This is a genomic window from Streptomyces sp. NPDC053426 (assembly GCF_055585405.1).
This window is the reverse complement of the sequence record NZ_JBVJKE010000031.1, coordinates 1-15,794: the sequence shown is the minus strand read 5'-3', so window position 1 is coordinate 15,794 and position 15,794 is coordinate 1. Positions and strand designations below refer to the sequence as shown.

The following is a 15,794-nucleotide window of genomic DNA, read 5'->3' as shown; positions in this document are numbered from 1 at the left end:
GTCGTTCCTATGATCGAGCCACCGTCGTCCCCGAGGAGCCCGTATGCCGCCCGCCCGTCCCCGCGTCCTGTACGTCACCGACCTGGCCTACCCGGCCCGCGGACGCCGCTACTGCGACGAGGACGTCTTCCTCACCTCACGGCTGCGCGAGCACATCGACCTCGCCCTGTGCCACCCGCGGGACGCCGCCGCCCTGATGGACGGCTTCGACGCCGTCGTGGTCCGCAACAGCGGCCCCGTACTGGCCTACCGGGACGCCTACGACGCCTTCCGCGAGCGCGCCACCGCGACCGGCACACCGGTCTACAACCCGCTCACCGGCAAGGGCGACATGGCCGGCAAGCAGTACCTGCTCGACCTCACCGCCGCCGGCCGTCCGGTGATCCCCACCGTCGACCGGCCGCAGGACCTGCACCGGCTGCCCGCGGCGGAACGGTACGTGGTCAAGCCCAGGCTCGGCGCCGACTCCATAGGCCTGCGCGTCGTCCCCGTCGACGAGGTGCGCGGACTCGTCGACGGGGACGTCCTGGTGCAGCCGCACATCGACTTCGTCCACGAGATCTCCTTCTACTTCGTCGACCACGACTTCCAGTACGCCCTCTACGCCCCGCACCCCGAGCGCCGCTGGGAGCTGGAGCCGTACGAACCCGGCCCGGAGGACCTGGACTTCGCCCGGGGCTTCATCGACTGGAACACCCTCGGCCACGGCATCCAGCGCGTCGACGCCTGCCGCGCGCCGGGCGGCGAACTGCTGCTGGTCGAACTGGAGGACCTCAACCCCTATCTGTCCCTCGACGCCCTCGACGACACCGGCCGGGAGGCGTTCGTGTCCGCCATGACGGCGTCCCTGCGCCGCTTCCTCCGCGACGCCTGAACCCGCGGGACCTCCGTCACGTACCTCTGTGCGCAAGCGGACCGACTCCCCGCGCGGCACGGTAAGGAGAGCGACGTGACGACACCGCCCGGACCGGGACGACCGCACGACGGGCCGCCCCTCGAACCCGTCCGCGTCCTGCGCCCGCGCCGCACCGACGCACTCGCGGAGCTGTTCCGGGAGTGCGAGGAGGGGCGGGGCGGGTACGAGCCGGTGCCGCCGCCCCGGCCGCGGCACGGGTCCGAGGACCGGACACAGGAACTCCCGCCCGTGCCCGCGGCCCGGCACACCTCCGGGATCCACCGCACCGCCCTGGCGCTCGCCGTGGCCGCCGCCGCGGTGGCGGGCTTCGGCGGCGCGCTCCTGCTCGTGGAACGCGACGCCGACGACCGCGCGGCACCCGGCCCGCGTCCGTCCACGGCCGCCCCCGTCACCCCGGTCCCGCCCGTCCCCGCAGAGCAGGGGTTCCTCCGCGAGGGCGACTCGGGCCCCGAGGTGACCGAACTCCAGGAGCGGCTGCTGCGCGTCCCGGACGTCTACCGGTCCGGCGCCACCGACGGCCGCTACGACGCCACCCTCTCCGCCGCCGTCGCCCGCTTCCAGCTCTGGTACGGCGTCCGGGGCGACGAGACCGGCGTCTACGGCGACGACACCCGCCTCGCGCTGGAGTCCCGCACCGGCCGGTCGGCGTCGGGCACCTGACCCGGAGGCTACCGCTCCTTCGGCACCCGGATGTCCAGCACGCACACGTCGTCGCGGCGCTCGTCCTCCAGCATCGCCTCCAGCAGCGCGCCCAGGGACCCGGCCCCGTCGCCGGGGTGCGCCGCCACGGCCTCGGCCAGCCGCCCGAGGCCCACGTCGATGTTCTCCGGGGGCCGCTCCACCAGACCGTCGGTGTACAGCAGTATCCGGTCACCCGGTTCGAGACGGCACTCGGCCTCCTCGAACCGCGGCGTGGTGGTGCCGCCGAGCAGTATGCCGCTGGGCCGGCGCAGATACGTCACCTCGCCGTCGCGCAGCAGCAGGGGCGGGGTGTGTCCCGCCTGCGCCCAGAGCAGGCGCCGCTGCGCCGGCCGGTAGCGGGCCAGCACCATGGTCGCGGTGCCGTGGCTGTCCCGGGAGTGCAGCAGCAGGGTGTTGAGCCGGGCGAGCGCGCCGGTCAGGGAGGATCCGGTGATGACCATGCCCTTGGCGGTGAACCGGAGCTGGGCCATGGTGGCGACGGCGTCCACCCCGTGTCCGGCGACGTCGCCGACGACGAACAGGGCGTCGCCGTCGGGCAGTTCTATGGCGCTGAACCAGTCGCCGCCGACGTGTATGCCGGCCTGGGCGGGAAGGTAGGCGACCTCGACGCGCAGCCCGGCCAGGTCGACCGCCCGCTCGGGCAGCGGCAGCAGGGCGTTCTGCAGCCGGGCGACCAGGGACCGCTCGGCCTGGAGCACGTCGTGCTGGGTGACGATGGCCTGCTCGGTCTCCACCAGGGCGAGCTCGGCCCGCCGCCGCGCGGTCAGGTCCTGCACGAAGCCGTGCACCTCCACGGGCGTGCCGTGCAGATCGGCCACCGCCTCGGCGGCGAGCCGCAGATGCCGGACGCCGCGCGTGCCGCGGACCCGGAACGGGGTGTCCAGCGGCAGCCCCTCGTGGATCAGGGCGTCGACGGCGTGGCTCAGCGCGGACCGGTCCTCGGGCACCGCGAGGGCGGGGAGGTCGTCGAGCCGGACGGGCCCGTCCGCGGGGTCCCGGCCGAGGATCGCGAACACCTGCGACGACCAGGACGCCTCGGACGTGGTCAGGCTCCAGTTGGCCCAGCCGAGGTTGCCCAGCCGCTGCAGGTCGGCGAGCCGCTGCTCCTGCCGGTCGGAGGAGGCGTGCCGGACCCAGGTGACGACCAGCGCGTCCGCCGGCCGGGTCACCCGTACGGAGTATGTAGCCAGCTCGGTGGCGCCGTTCACGACCTCCTGGTGGGCGAACGGCTCGCTCTCGTACGTCCCCCCGCCGGCCAGGGTGTCCAGGCAGCCCCGCCACACCGGTGTGTCGACCAGGTCGGGCCGCACCTCCCGCAGCCGCCGCCCGACCGGATCGCCCCCGGTGCCGCCCAGGACGTCGGCCGCCTGCGCCGTCACGGCGTCCACCCGGAAGTCCTCGGCCCCGCCGGACGGGCCGCGCAGCGGGGTCAGCAGCATCGCCGGAACCGGCAGCGCCGCGAACAGCGCCCGTACGGCGTCCGGGAGCGGGTCGGCCGCGGGCTCGGACGGGGCGGTGAACGTACGCAGCCGGCCGGCGCAGAGCCGGACCACTCCGCGCAGATGGGCCCGGTCGCGCGGGGTGAAGGGGCCGGAGCGCTCGCGCAGCACACCGACGCAGACCCCGGGGCTCTCCTCGCCGGGCAGCGGCAGCCAGGCGCGCGAGCGCCACCGCCCGGGCGGGTCACCGATCAGCAGGTACCGCGCGCTGTCCCTGGCGAAGTCCTCCAGCCAGAGGGGTTCACCGGACTCGAGGGCGTCCAGCGCGGCGACCCCGCTGAAGGGGGGCACCTGACGCCACCGGGTGGCCAGCCGTTCGTCTATCCCGGCGTGCCCGAGCAGTTCGAGACCGCCGCCGGTGCGGCGGGCGTAGATCATGACCGAGTCCGCGGCCAGGTCCTGCCCGAGGTGTTCCAGCAGGCACCGGGCCAGCTCCTGGGGGGTGCCGGTGCGCACGAGGGTCCGGGCGAGGCGGCTCAGGGCGGCGGCGACGTCCTCGGGGGCCGGGCGCGCTGCCGGGGGGTCGGCCGCGGGGAGGCCGGCCGTCGCGTTCCCGGTCTCCCCGTCCGGCCCTGCGGACGGCTCACCGGAGTGGGCGGGCGCCAGTTCCCCCAGGGTGATCCAGCACTCCTCCAGCAGGGTGCGGCGGGCCGCCTTGGCACGCTGGAGCAGGGTCTCTCCGGCGGCGTCGGCGGAGCATCCGCTCAGCGCCATCACGACACCCTTGGCCCGCTCCACGACGGCCGATGTCGCGGCCTGCTCGCGCAGCCGGTCCATCTCGGCACGCTGCCGGGCCACGACCCTGGCCATTTCCACCAGGTCCGGCGCGGCTCCGGGCCCCACCGGGACAATGGGCTCCCTCATCACGCGATGAGCATCGCACACGTCTCCCGGTTCGTTGACCGACTGGTTCGCCCGGAAGTCCGCGGACGGCCCCGGCCAGGGGGCCCTGACGTGCGCACCGGGCGGGGACCGCGGTCAGCGGCCGGACTCGGCCAGGGCCCGGGCGACCGCCCGTACGCTGCGGGCGATGTGCTGGAGCTGCGTGACCTCGGCCGCGTAGAGCTTGATCGTGTGCTCGATGACCCCTTCGCGCAGTCCGGCCCGGGGCAGGTCGGACCGGGCGGTCTGCAGGGCGGTGCGGGCCACCCGGATCTCGTGCTCGACCTGGATCTGGGCGTGCCGGGCCAGCAGGACGGGGTGCCGGACGAACGCCGGGTAGCTCGCGTAGCGCGCGGGCACCAGCTCACGCAGCCACTTGGCCGCCGAGCGTTCCCAGTCGTAGCTGCCGGGGGTCTTGACCTGGCAGGGCCAGTCGGGACCGAGTCGCGTGGTCGTCAGGGGCATGATCATCGCTTCCGGGTGTACGGCGTCGCGTGGAGGGACGACGGAGTGGGGCGGCCCCGGCCTAGGGGATGACCGGGGCCGCCACGAACGGCCGGGCAGGGGATGCCCGGCCGGCCCCGGCCGCCGGAGCGGGTAGGTGCCGGCGGCTTCGGGTGTCCGTGCGGGCGCCCGGTGCTGAACGGCCGGGCCGTGATCCGTGAGCAGTATTTATATATGCCATCTGGTTTGCAAGACGTATGAAAACATTCATGCGCGCTTTGATGTGGGCGTTTCCATGGGGCGACCCCCGGCGGGATCAGTCCCTGAGGAAGAACTGGTGTTCGTCGGCGACGTGCTCGTACTCGTCGAGCCGGGCCTGCGTCCGCTCCGGATCCGCGTCCGTCATGGCCTGCAGCAGCGCCGCGCACATCACGACCGGAGCGGCGTAGGAGTCGAACACCAGCCGGGACCCGGTGCCGGTGGCGAAGGTGACGTCGGCCTCGTCCACGATCGGGCCCAGCGCCAGATCGGTGATCAGCGCGACCTTCAGCCCCGCGCTGCGGGCGACCCGCACCGCGGTCAGGGTCTCCTGGGCGTGCCGCGGCATGGAGAACGCCAGCACCCAGCTGCCGCCCGCTTCCCGCGACTGCAGCAGCGCGTCGTAGGCGACGCTGCCGCCCAGCGTCACGAGCCGGACGTCCGGGTGGATGCGGCGGGCGGCGTAGGCGAAGTACTCGGCCAGGGAGACGGAGATGCGCAGCCCGAGCACGGTGAGCGGAGTGGACGCGGACAGCCGGCGGCCGACCTCGATGAACCGGTCGGCGTCGGCGAAGTCCCGCCGCAGGTTCTCCAGGTTCTCGATCTCGGCGTCCACCGCCGCCTGCAGCTCGTTGCCCCGGACCTCGTCGGCGGGCCCGCCGGAACGGGTGCCGAGCGTGATCGACTGGAGCCTCTCCCGCAGCGCGGGGTAACCGCTGAAGCCGACCGCCGAGGCGAACCGGGTCACCGAGGGCTGGCTCACCCCGGCCCGGTCCGCGAGATCCGTGATCGACAGGAACGCCGCCTCGGTGATGTGCTCGATCAGGTACTGGGCGATGCGCCGCTGGCCGGGGGAGAGCCGGGGCCGGTCGAACAGCGTGCGGAGCTGGGCCGTCGGGGACACCTCCGGGTCCTGGCCCGCCTTCCCCGAGGTGATCGCGGATGCCTGTGCGCGTGCCTGCTGCGGCGATCGCACCGGTGCGCCTCCTTCGTCTCCCACGAGGGTTCAACATAGCCCACCCGCCGCGGTGACCAGGCCGCTCACCGGAGCACACCGGAACGCTCCACCGGGGATATCCGCGCCTCCCGGGGGAACCCGACGGCACAGCGAAGCAGAAACCCCATGACACACCAGGAGCCACCGGACATGACCGTCCCCGAGGAGAACCGGCCGAAGACCCGGGACACCGACGACATCGTCGAACAGCGGCAGGACAAGGAGACACGCGATCAGGGCGGCACCGGCCGCACGATGCGCGAGGCACTGGAGGAGGCCGAGATCAAGCCCGACGACTTCCGGGAACGCTAGACCACACCCACCGTCCTCCGCCCCCGACCACGTCCCGAGCAGGTGAGAGCATGAGCGCCCTGAGCGCGCTGGAAGAGGCCCTGGAGAACCGATGGGAAGCGCTGTGGGCGCGGCTGTCCGGCCGGGAGCCGGTCGAACTCGTCGACGCCCTGCGGCGCGAGTGCGACAGCCACGCCGTGGTGTGCCGGGCGGGCCGGGTGATGGTCCCCAACGCCTACGACGTGGAACTGGCCGAACCCGTGCACGAGGAACTGACCCGCCGCGGCAGCCGCGTGGGACAGGCGCTCACCGACCGGCTGGCCCGGCACGCCGCGCGCCACGGCTACGAATGGGCGGGCCCGCTCGCCGTGCACGTCCGCCGGTCCGCCGAAGTCCCCAACGGCCGCTTCCGCGTGGCGAGCAGCGTGATGCCGCACGTGAGCGCCGACGCCTTCCAGCGCGCGGGACGGCCGACGCCCGGCTGACGGCGCGGGTCAGCGCCGGTAGACCGTGATCGAGTGGCCCACGTCGTCGACCGGGCGGCTGCTGTCGATCAACTCGGCCAGCCGGCCGGTCGCCTTGGCCGCCGCGGAGTCCGACACCACCAGCACCCCGCGCACCTCGGCGAGCGGTACCCGGCGCGGATCGGCGGCGTCGACGCCGTAGTACGAGGGCACCCCGCCGCCCTTGTGGACCAGCCAGATCCGCTCCCCGCGGTACCGCTCGCGCAGCCGGTCGGCGAGCCTGCCGAGGTCCTGGCCCCAGTCGACGTTCGAGTCGTGCAGCCGGAACCGGGTCTTCGACGGACCGCCGAACGCCTCGTTGGAGTACGGCAGATAGAAGGGGAACGTCCGCAGCGAGCTCACCGCGACGAACGCCACCAGCAGCGCCGTCGCGGCCGGCACCCACCTCCGGCGCACCACGAGCACACAACCCGCCGCCACCGCCAGGAACATCGGCAGGAAGACGGCGTACCGGGTGCCGAAGTCCCGTGAGCCGTACGCGGCGGCGGCCAGCAGCACCGCCGGGGCCGGGAGCAGGTACGGCGCCGCGGGCCGCAGCCGCCGTACCGCCACCACCGTGACGGCGCCGGCCGCCCACAGCACGAGCGTGCCGAGCGGCGTCTTCACCAGCAGCGCGGCCGGCAGGTAGTACCAGAGCGAGCCCTCGTACACCCGCCCGAACAGGAAGCCTTCCCAGGGGCGGGTCTCGAGGCCGAACTGGACGCGCATGCCGTCCCGGAACGGCTCGGGGAACGGCATCAGATCCACGAGCAGCCCCCGCAGCCCGCGCGGTACCGGCACGGGCTGCTGCGGAACCCAGCGCAGCCGGGGATCGACGGCCAGATACACGGCCCACACCACGCCCACCGCGATCAGCGCGAAGGCGACGGCGCCCGCGGCGGACCTGCGCCGCCCGCCACCCGCGCACCGCACCGAGACGGCGGCCGTCACCACCAGCACCGGCAGCGCGGGCAGCACACTCATCTTCGTCGCCAGCGCCGCCCCGAACGCCACACCCGCGAGCGGCAGACGGAGCCGCGGCCGTCGCCGTGCCCGCCACAGCAGCCACACCGAGGTCAGGACGAACCCGGCGGCCGGCACGTCGAGCGTGGCCAGCGAGCCGTGGGCGATCACGTCGGGGGAGAGGCAGTACAGCGCGAGCGCCGCCAGGGCGCCCGCCGCACCGGCCGGTCCACGGGCGAAGGCGAACACGACGAGCCCGAACAGCAGCGTCAGGACGATCACCGGCAGGCGCGCCCAGAACATCAGCCGCCAGGGGTCGTTGCCCGACCCGTACAGCAGACGCCGCCCCAACTCGCCCTGGTCGCCGTCGAATCCCGGGTCGAGGTGCGGATCGGCGACCGCCACCCCGGCGGCGATCACCAGCTTCCCGAGCGGCGGATGCTCGGGGTTGTACCGCAGGCTGCGCTCCTCCAGGTACACGGCGGCCGTGCCCACGTACACCGGCTCGTCGATCGTCGGCGTCTGCCGCACGGCGGTGGTGACCATCGCCACGGCCATCTGTCCGAGCAGCAGCACCACGACCAGGGCCACCGGCCACCGCCGGCCCGCGCGCCGCGACACGGTGCCGTCGTCGCCACCGGTGGCCGGATCGCGTACGCCCGCCGCGAGACCCCTCATGGGCCCCTACTGTCGCACCGCACCCCCGCCCACGGGGGGAACCGCCCGCGCGGCGAGTTCCTCCAGCGGGGCACCGGTCAGCCGGCACACCGTCCACTCCTCCAGCAGCTCCGCGCCGAGCGACTCGTAGAAGGCGATCGCCGGTTCGTTCCAGTCCAGCACCACCCACTCGAAGCGCTCGAACCCGTTCTCCCGGCAGATCGCCGCGAGGGCGGCCAGCAACGCCTTGCCGTGCCCGGCACCCCGGGTGTCCGGACGGACGTAGAGGTCCTCCAGATGCATCCCGCGCGTACCGGTCCAGGTCGAGAAGCGCGGGAACCACAGCGCGAACCCTGCGATGACACCGGTGTCGTCGTCCTCGGCGATCAGGACGGACGCGGCGGGGCGCTCGCCGAACAGGGCCGCGCGGAGCTGTTCGTCGGTGGCGCGGGCCTGCTCGGCGGCCTTCTCGTAGGCGGCGAGCTCGCGGATCATCGCGCGGATCTCGGGGACGTCGTGCACGGTGGCTTCTCTGATCACGGTACGAGAGCCTGCGTCACCGGGCCGCACCCCGTCCAGCCGGTTCCGGTGGCCGGACCACCAGGTCGGCCCTGTCCCGCGTCGACGCCACCAGCTCGGCGTTGCGCCGGTCGCTGCGCTCGACCCACGCCACCGCCTCCGCGTGGCTCTTGCCGAACTCCTCGTGCCGGGCGATCAGCCGCCGCAGCCGCTCCTCCTCGTCCAGCACACAGAACCACACCTCGTCGAGGAGCGGCCGGACCCGCGCCCAGGCACCGGTGTCCAGCAGCAGGTAGTTGCCCTCCGTCACCACCAGCCGGGCCTCCGGCGGCACCGGGAGCGCGCCCGCGAGCGGCTGCTCCAGCGTCCGCTCGAAGCCGGGGGCGTACACGACCTCGCCGTACGTCTCCTCGCGCAGCCGCCGCAGCAGCGCCGCGTACCCGGCCGCGTCGAAGGTGTCCGGGGCGCCCTTGCGGTCACGGCGGCCGAGGCGGTCGAGTTCGGCGTCGGCGAGATGGAAGCCGTCCATCGGCACCTGCGCGGCCCACGGCTCCCCGCCGCCGTTCAGCTCCCGCACCAGCCGCTCCGCGAGCGTGGACTTGCCCGCGCCCGGACCGCCGGCGATGCCGAGGATCGCGCGCCGGCCGTCCCGCGGAAGGGCACGGGCACGGCGGAGGAGGTCGTCGAAGGTCAGCGCCACACGGAAGAGTGTGTCACCTGGGGAGCGGACGGTCCGCCGCCATGTGGCCCGCGCCACCCACTGTTCGGCACCGTATCGGGGAACGGTGTCCTGTATGACGGATCCAGGTCTGCCCGATGACATCCTCGCCTGCCTCTTCGACCTCGACGGCGTCGTCACGAAGACGGCCGTCGTCCACGCGGCCGCCTGGAGGGAGATGTTCGACGCCTTCCTCCGCGAACGGGACGGCGACGCCTTCCGGCCCTTCAGCGACGCCGACTACGACGAGTACGTCGACGGCCGCCCGCGCGCCGACGGCGTCCGCACCTTCCTCGCCTCCCGCGGCATCGAACTGCCCGAGGGCGAACGCGACGACCCGCCCGAGGCCCGCACCGTGCACGGCCTCGGCAACCGCAAGAACGAACTGCTGCTGGCGAGGATCCGCACCGACGGCGTGGAGGCCTACGAGGGCACCCTGCGCTACCTCGCCGCGGTCCGCGCCCGCGGACTGCGCACCGCGATCGTCTCCTCCAGCGCCAACTGCCGTGACGTACTGCGGTCGATCGGTGCCGAGCACCTCTTCGACGTCCGCATCGACGGTGTGGTCGCCGCCGAGCGCGGCCTGCCCGGGAAGCCGGAACCCGACACCTTCCTCGCCGCCGCCGCGGACCTCGGCGTCGAGCCGTCCCGGGCCGCCGTGTTCGAGGACGCGCTGGCCGGCATGGACGCGGGCCGCGCCGGGCACTTCGGATACGTCGTCGGTGTGGACCGGGTGGGCCAGACCGACGCGCTGTACGCGCACGGCGCCGACCGGGTCGTGACGGACCTCGCCGAACTCGGAGACGACAAGTGATCACACAGCGGGCGTACGCCGTCGAACCGTGGACCGTGCGTGAACGCAGCCTGGACCTCGACGTCCTGGCACAGAGCGAGTCCGTGTTCGCGCTGTCCAACGGCCACGTCGGCTGGCGCGGCAACCTCGACGAGGGCGAACCGCACGGCCTGCCCGGCTCCTACCTCAACGGCGTCCACGAACTGCACCCCCTGCCCTACGCCGAAGCCGGCTACGGCTACCCGGAGTCGGGCCAGACGGTCATCAACGTCACCAACGGCAAGGTGATCCGGCTGCTGGTCGACGACGAACCGTTCGACCTGCGCTACGGGCGCCTCGTCAGCCACGAACGGACCCTGGACCTGCGCCGGGGCGTCCTCGAACGGGTCTGCGAATGGACCTCCCCGGCCGGGTCCACGGTGCGGGTGCGCTCCACCCGGCTGGTCTCCCTCACCCAGCGGGCCGTCGCCGCCGTCGCCTACGAGGTCGAGCCCGTCGACAGCCGCACCCGCGTGGTGCTGCAGTCCGAACTCGTCACCAACGAGAGCCTGCCCGGACCGGACGGCGACCCGCGCGCCGCCCGCGCCCTGAAGTCCCCGCTGGAACCCGAGGAGGACCTCGCCAAGGACCACCGGCTCCGCCTGGTCCACCGCACCCGGCGCAGCGGCATCAGGGTCGCCGTGGCCGCCGACCACGTCGTCGACGGGCCCGAGCACACCACCACCGACTGCGAGAGCAACGTGGACATGGCCCGGCTGACCGTCACCTCCGTCCTGGAGCCGGGACAGCGGCTGCGGGTGGAGAAAATCGTCGCCCACGGCTGGTCCGGCGCCCGCTCCCGGCCCGCGATGAGCGACCAGGTGGAGGCGGCGCTGGCGGCCGCCGCGCACAGCGGCTGGCAGGGCCTCCTCGACGAACAGCGGGCCCACCTCGACGACTTCTGGGCCCGCGCCGACGTCGAGGTCGACGGCGACGAGGAGATCCAGCAGGCCGTGCGCTTCGCCCTCTTCCACGTCCTGCAGGCCGGGGCCCGCGCCGAACGGCGCGCGATACCCGCCAAGGGGCTGACCGGCTCCGGCTACGACGGCCACGCCTTCTGGGACACCGAGGTGTTCGTACTGCCCCTGCTGATCTGCACCGCGCCGGACGCCGCCGCCGAGGCGCTGCGCTGGCGGCAGACCACCCTGCCCGTCGCCCGTGAGCGCGCCGCCCAACTCGGCCTGCGCGGGGCCGCGTTCCCCTGGCGCACCATCGAGGGCTCGGAGGGCTCCGCGTACTGGCCGGCCGGCACCGCCGCCTTCCACGTCAACGCCGACATCGCCGACGCCGTGGTGCGCTACGTCCAGGCCACCGGCGACGAGCGCTTCGAACGCGACACCGGCGTGGAGCTGCTGGTGGAGACCGCCCGCCTCTGGCGCTCCCTCGGCCACCACGACGACCGGGGCGTCTTCCACATCGACGGCGTCACCGGACCGGACGAGTACAGCGCCGTCGCCGACGACAACACGTACACCAACCTCATGGCCCGGGCGAACCTGCTGGCCGCCGCCGACGCCTGCAAACGCCACCCCGACACCGCGGCGGCCCTCGGTGTCGACGAGGAGGAGAGCGCCGGCTGGCGGGACGCCGCCGAAGCCGTGAACCTCCCCTACAACGACGAACTCGGCGTGCACGAACAGCACGCGGGCTTCACCCGCTACCAGCGCTGGGACTTCGCCGGCACCCGCGCCGACCAGTACCCGCTGATGCTGCACTTCCCCTACTTCGACCTCTACCGCAAACAGGTGATCAAGCAGGCGGACCTGGTGCTGGCGATGCACACCTGCGCCGCCCACTTCGAGGAGGTCTTCGGCGAGGAGCAGATCGCCCGCAACTTCGCCTACTACGAGCCGCTGACCGTACGGGACTCCTCGCTGTCGGCCTGCGTCCAGGCCGTCCTCGCCGCCCGCACCGGCCACCTGGACCTGGCCCACGCCTACACCGCCGAGGCCGCCCTGATGGACCTCGCGGACCTGGAGCACAACACCCGCGACGGACTGCACATCGCCTCCCTGGCGGGCACCTGGACGGCCCTGGTCGCCGGGTTCGGCGGCATGCGCTGGGACGACGGCAGCCTCCGCTTCACCCCACGGCTGCCGTCGAGGCTGCGCCGCCTGGCGTTCACCCTGCGGTTCCTCGGCCGGTGCCTGCGCGTGGAGGTCACCGGGGACCGGGCGACGTACACGCTCCGTTCCGGACCGCCGCTGACCATCCGTCACCACGGCACCGAGCTGACCGTGCGCGAGGGCGCCCCCGCCGAGCGTCCCGTCCCGCCGCCCAGGCCCCGCCCGGCGCCCGAGCAGCCCCCGCACCGGGGCCCGCAGCCGCGCTGACCGGCGGCGGGCCCCGGGGCGGATGGCCGTATCCCGTCCTGCGGGCCCGCCGCACGCGGGTTAGTTTGTCGGTGATCCCCGGAACGCAGGTTCCCCGGAACCCGTCCTTCAGAGCGCAGGGCCCGTGGAACCCGGGGCCCGATGACGCGCGGGAATGAGGGACGGACGATGACCGACGGCACCGGTGCCCTTCTCACCGGCATACGGAGGGGCGAGCAGCGGGCCGGACCGGGCCCGTCACTGCGCGGCGGCACCCGCCCGCTCGCGGTGCTCGCGGTCGTCTTCACCCTCGCCCAACTCGCCCTGGTCCGCCCCGTGCTGGGCCTCGGCTGGGACGAGATCGTCTACACCAGCCAGGTCACCTCCCACCACCCGGCCGCCTTCTTCAGCGCCCCCCGCTCCCGCGGGGTGTCCCTGCTGGTGGCGCCCGTCGCGTCCTGGTCCGATTCCACGGCGCTGCTGCGCGTCTACCTCGCCCTGCTCTCCGGCCTCGCCCTCCACCTGGCCCTGCGCTCCTGGCGCGGCCTGTTCCCCACCCGGGTCCTGGTCACCGCCGGCGCCTTCTTCGCCTCCCTGTGGATCACGCTCTTCTACGGTCCCCAGGCCATGCCCAACTACTGGGTCGCCGTCGGCGCGCTGACCGCCGTCGGCTGCTTCCTGCGCCACCGCGCGGACCCCTCGTCCGGCGGCCCCCTGTGGGGAGTGGCGGCGGGGGCCGCGCTCATGGCCTGGATGCGGCCCACCGACGCCGTCTGGGCGACGGTCCCGCTCCTCGTCCTGGTGCTGGCCGGCTGGCACTGGCGGTCCCTGCTCGCCCTCGCCGGCGGTCTGCTGGCGGGAGCGGTCCCCTGGGTGGTCGAGGCGTACACCGCGTTCGGCGGCCTGCGGGAGCGGCTCGCCGAGGCCTCCCGCATCCAGGGCGGGCTCGGCCTGAACATCGCCGTCGACGACCAGCTGCGCAGCCTGGGCGGGCGCGCCCTGTGCCGTCCGTGCGCGGTCCCGATGCCCCACCCGGTGGTCACCCTGTGGTGGTTCGTGCTGCCGCTGCTCGTCGTCCTCGGACTGATCGTCGCCGTGCGGGCCCGCCGCACCCTGCGCACCGTGGTGCCGCTGGCCTGCGCCACGACCGTAGCCCTGCCCTACCTGTTCATGATCGAGTACGCGGCGCCCCGCTTCCTCCAGCCCGCCTACGCCCTGCTCGCGATACCGGTCGCCGACGCGCTGTGGTACCTGGTCACGGCACCGCGCGGAAAGTGGCGGCCGACGGCCAGAACCCTGGTCGCACTCGGCCTGGCCGGTCATCTCACGGTGCAGCTCACCGTCCTCGTGGGCACCGTGGACCGCAATGTCGACAGCCGCCGGGACTGGGCCCGCATGGCCGACGACCTGCACCGGCTCGGCGTCCGCCCGCCCTGTCTGATCACCGGCCACGAGGCGATCCCCATCGGCTACTACACCGGCTGCTCCTCCGGCGCGACCGCCGGGAACAACGAGAACACCACGGCCGCCGAGATCCTGCGCACCGCGGACCGCGTCCCGGTCGCCACCCTCACCGGGCCCGGCGGCACACCGCCCGGGTACGCCCGCTCCTGGCCCGCCCACCGGATCGGCGACCTCGAAGCCCGTATCGCCCCGGCGCCCGGCTCCGGCTGACGGCGACGGGTTTCCCGCGCACCCGCTCCAGGTAGGAGTCGGTTGTCGGAGCGCGAAGGAGCGACGAGGGGGGAAGCGGTATGGCGCAGAGCGAGCACGAAGGGCGGCTGGGGGAGGAGTTCTTCACCCCGGGAAGTTCGTCCTTCACCGAGTTCCTGGCGGCCCACCGCCCCGAACTGCTGGGCACGCGCCCCCTCCCCGAGGGCGTCCGCGCCACGGAGGTCCCGCACGGCACCACGATCCTCGCCCTCACCTACGGCGACGGCGTACTGATCGCCGGTGACCGCAGGGCCACCATGGGCAACCTGATCGCCCAGCGCGATCTGGAGAAGGTGCTGCCCGCCGACGACCACACCGCCGTCGCGATCGCCGGCTCCGTGGGGACCGCCCTCGACATGGTGCGGCTCTACCAGGTCGAACTCGCCCACTTCGAGAAGATCGAGGGCATCCCGATGACCCTCGGCGCCAAGGCGACCCGGCTCGCCACCATGATCCGCCAGAACCTCTCCCAGGCCATGCGGGGCCTCGCCGTCGTCCCGCTGCTCGCCGGCTACGACACCACCGCGCCCGGGGGAGGGCGGGGCCGGATCTTCTCCTACGACGCCGCCGGCGGCCGCTACGAGAAGTACGGCTTCCACACGGAGGGCTCCGGATCCCCGTACGCCAGAGGAGCCCTCAAGAAGCTCCACCGGCCCGGCATGTCCCGTGACGAGGCCGCCCTGGCCGCCCTGGAGGCCCTCTACGACGCCGCCGAGGACGACTCGGCGACCGGCGGCCCCGACCTCTCCCGCCGCATCTTCCCGGTCGTGTCGGTCATCACCGAGGACGGCTACGAACGGCTCGGCGAGAGCGAGATCCGACGGCTGAGCCTCGACATGGTCGACCGGCGGCACTCCCGCCCGGACGGCCCGAACGCACCCCTGTGATCCTCGCGGCACCCGCTCCCTCATCGGACGCACCGGGGTTAGAGACCGTGTCACGGGAAACGCGGACCTGACACCCGAGGCGAACGAGCCGACGCAGCGCGACAGGGAGGAAACCATGGGCACCGAGCCGATGGGGGACGACGCCTACCAGCCCACCGGGAGCAACGAGGAGCAGGAGGACGCCGCGCCGCTCGACATGCAGGACGCCGTCGACGAACGGACCTACGACGACACCCTCGACGAGGGCTACTCCCCGCCGGAGAAACCGCTCGGCGTGACCAAGCACGGCACCACGGCCGCGGAGCAGCACGACGGGGAGAGCCTCGACCAGCGGCTGGCCCAGGAGGTGCCGGACGCGTCCGCGCCCGCCGGGGACGCGGTGGGCGACCTTCCCGGCGGCGAGGGCGAGCCGGTCGACCCGGAGGCGGGCACCGGCCGCGCCGGGCGCCTGGTCGCCCCGGACGAGGGGGCCCGCACGGACACCACCAAGGAGTCCGTCGCCGAGGACGTCGGCATCGACGCGGGGGCGGCCGGCGCGGAGGAGGCCGCGGTGCACGTCGTGGAGGACGGGACGGCGCTCCCGGAGGACCGGGACAGAGCCTGACCCCGGCACGGGGGGGGGGGGGGGGGGGGGGGGGGGGGGGGGGGGGGGGGGGGGGGGGTGGGGGGGGGGGGGGGGGGGGGGGGGTGGGGGGGGGGGG

15 protein-coding genes are annotated in these 15,794 nt (G+C 73.9%); 9 read left to right on the top strand and 6 right to left on the bottom strand.

Translation table 11 applies throughout. From position 1 onward, the window contains the following. Nucleotides 1-43 precede the first annotated feature (43 nt). Both ACZ62B_RS36875 and ACZ62B_RS36870 read left to right on the top strand, forming a co-directional pair. Nucleotides 44-874 carry an ATP-grasp domain-containing protein gene (locus ACZ62B_RS36875; RefSeq protein WP_344562712.1) on the top strand — a complete coding sequence of 277 codons (831 nt, stop codon included), beginning with the start codon at nt 44-46 and terminating at the stop codon, nt 872-874. 75 nt (nt 875-949) lie between these two features. Continuing rightward, complete coding sequence (locus tag ACZ62B_RS36870; RefSeq protein ID WP_468727613.1) at nt 950-1,576, top strand: peptidoglycan-binding domain-containing protein; 627 nt, start codon at nt 950-952, stop codon at nt 1,574-1,576. A gap of 8 nt (nt 1,577-1,584) precedes the next feature. Here the strand turns inward: ACZ62B_RS36870 and ACZ62B_RS36865 are convergent, their stop codons facing one another. From ACZ62B_RS36865 to ACZ62B_RS36855, 3 genes are all read right to left on the bottom strand, one after another. Beyond that, the gene (locus tag ACZ62B_RS36865) at nt 1,585-3,981 is read right to left on the bottom strand and encodes a SpoIIE family protein phosphatase (protein ID WP_468727615.1); all 2,397 of its coding nucleotides are present in this window, start codon (nt 3,979-3,981) and stop codon (nt 1,585-1,587) included. Between the two features lie 114 nt (nt 3,982-4,095). Next, nucleotides 4,096-4,470, bottom strand: a complete 375-nt coding sequence (locus tag ACZ62B_RS36860) for a hypothetical protein (RefSeq protein WP_073934158.1) — start codon at nt 4,468-4,470, stop codon at nt 4,096-4,098. A gap of 289 nt (nt 4,471-4,759) precedes the next feature. Beyond that, on the bottom strand, nt 4,760-5,677 hold the full coding sequence (locus ACZ62B_RS36855) for a MurR/RpiR family transcriptional regulator (protein WP_469693747.1): 918 nt from the start codon (nt 5,675-5,677) through the stop codon (nt 4,760-4,762). A gap of 147 nt (nt 5,678-5,824) precedes the next feature. Here ACZ62B_RS36855 and ACZ62B_RS36850 point away from each other — a divergent pair, with 147 nt between their 5' ends. Next, nucleotides 5,825-6,010, top strand: coding sequence for a hypothetical protein (locus ACZ62B_RS36850; RefSeq protein ID WP_344562810.1), 186 nt, complete (start codon nt 5,825-5,827; stop codon nt 6,008-6,010). Nucleotides 6,011-6,060: 50 nt separating this feature from the next. Beyond that, on the top strand, nt 6,061-6,474 hold the full coding sequence (locus ACZ62B_RS36845) for a DUF3662 domain-containing protein (protein WP_344562703.1): 414 nt from the start codon (nt 6,061-6,063) through the stop codon (nt 6,472-6,474). A 9-nt stretch (nt 6,475-6,483) separates the two neighbouring features. On the opposite strand, the gene ACZ62B_RS36840 is transcribed toward ACZ62B_RS36845, so the two are convergent. The 3 genes from ACZ62B_RS36840 to ACZ62B_RS36830 form a co-directional block, all read right to left on the bottom strand. After that, a complete protein-coding gene (locus ACZ62B_RS36840) occupies nt 6,484-8,013 on the bottom strand; it encodes a phospholipid carrier-dependent glycosyltransferase (RefSeq protein ID WP_468890717.1) in 1,530 nt (509 codons plus the stop codon). Between the two features lie 126 nt (nt 8,014-8,139). Continuing rightward, entirely contained in the window at nt 8,140-8,652 is a 513-nt protein-coding gene (locus ACZ62B_RS36835; protein WP_469693745.1) for a GNAT family N-acetyltransferase, read from the bottom strand. A gap of 16 nt (nt 8,653-8,668) precedes the next feature. Next, entirely contained in the window at nt 8,669-9,331 is a 663-nt protein-coding gene (locus ACZ62B_RS36830) for a nucleoside/nucleotide kinase family protein (protein ID WP_468727627.1), read from the bottom strand. A gap of 94 nt (nt 9,332-9,425) precedes the next feature. Here ACZ62B_RS36830 and ACZ62B_RS36825 point away from each other — a divergent pair, with 94 nt between their 5' ends. The 5 genes from ACZ62B_RS36825 (at nt 9,426) to ACZ62B_RS36805 (ending at nt 15,697) form a co-directional block, all read left to right on the top strand. Then, on the top strand, nt 9,426-10,163 hold the full coding sequence (locus ACZ62B_RS36825; RefSeq protein WP_469693743.1) for an HAD family hydrolase: 738 nt from the start codon (nt 9,426-9,428) through the stop codon (nt 10,161-10,163). Beyond that, a complete protein-coding gene (locus ACZ62B_RS36820; protein WP_468885364.1) occupies nt 10,160-12,514 on the top strand; it encodes a glycoside hydrolase family 65 protein in 2,355 nt (784 codons plus the stop codon). Before ACZ62B_RS36825 ends, ACZ62B_RS36820 begins: the two co-directional genes overlap by 4 nt. 168 nt (nt 12,515-12,682) lie before the next feature. After that, the gene (locus ACZ62B_RS36815) at nt 12,683-14,167 is read left to right on the top strand and encodes a hypothetical protein (RefSeq protein ID WP_469693741.1); all 1,485 of its coding nucleotides are present in this window, start codon (nt 12,683-12,685) and stop codon (nt 14,165-14,167) included. A gap of 80 nt (nt 14,168-14,247) precedes the next feature. Beyond that, the gene (gene prcB, locus ACZ62B_RS36810; protein WP_469693739.1) at nt 14,248-15,093 is read left to right on the top strand and encodes a proteasome subunit beta; all 846 of its coding nucleotides are present in this window, start codon (nt 14,248-14,250) and stop codon (nt 15,091-15,093) included. Nucleotides 15,094-15,208: 115 nt separating this feature from the next. Beyond that, nucleotides 15,209-15,697 (top strand): DUF5709 domain-containing protein, encoded by a 489-nt coding sequence (locus ACZ62B_RS36805; RefSeq protein ID WP_344562692.1) that lies wholly within the window; start codon nt 15,209-15,211, stop codon nt 15,695-15,697. Nucleotides 15,698-15,794 lie beyond the last annotated feature (97 nt).